Here is a 434-nt window from a genome sequence, read left to right on the forward strand (position 1 = left end):
CCCCACCCCCACCAGGCTCACCCAGCCGAACAGGATGGTGATGCCGAGCAGCCACCAAAAATTGGGCTGGACGATGCTCGACAGCAGAATGATCAAAAACAGCGTCGGCATGCCCGACCACCCTTCGATAAAGCGTGCCCCCCACAGATCAAAACGCCCGCCGTAATACCCTTGCGTCGCGCCGACGCACACGCCGATCAGGCTGGAAAACAGCGTCAGCGCCAGGCCGAACAGCATCGAGATGCGAAAACCGTACAGCACCCGGGCCAGCACGTCGCCGCCGTTGCTGTCGGTGCCCAGCAGGTTTTGGCGGGAAGGCGGCGAGGGGAAGGGCACTTCGGTGGCGAAGTTGATGGTGTCGTAGCTGAAGCGGATCGGCGCCCACACCGCCCAGCCGTGCCGTTCGATCTGCCGCTGCACGAACGGATCCTGAT

Annotated in this window: 1 protein-coding gene; it reads right to left on the minus strand. The window is 63.4% G+C overall.

The genetic code is table 11. The features are described from left to right. A partial coding sequence (locus KHA85_RS20320) for an ABC transporter permease family protein (protein WP_498039904.1) occupies positions 1 to 420 on the minus strand: 420 nt, incomplete at its 3' end. Positions 421 to 434 lie beyond the last annotated feature (14 nt).

Source organism: Dietzia massiliensis, assembly GCF_018390595.1.
Lineage (GTDB): Bacteria > Actinomycetota > Actinomycetes > Mycobacteriales > Mycobacteriaceae > Dietzia > Dietzia massiliensis.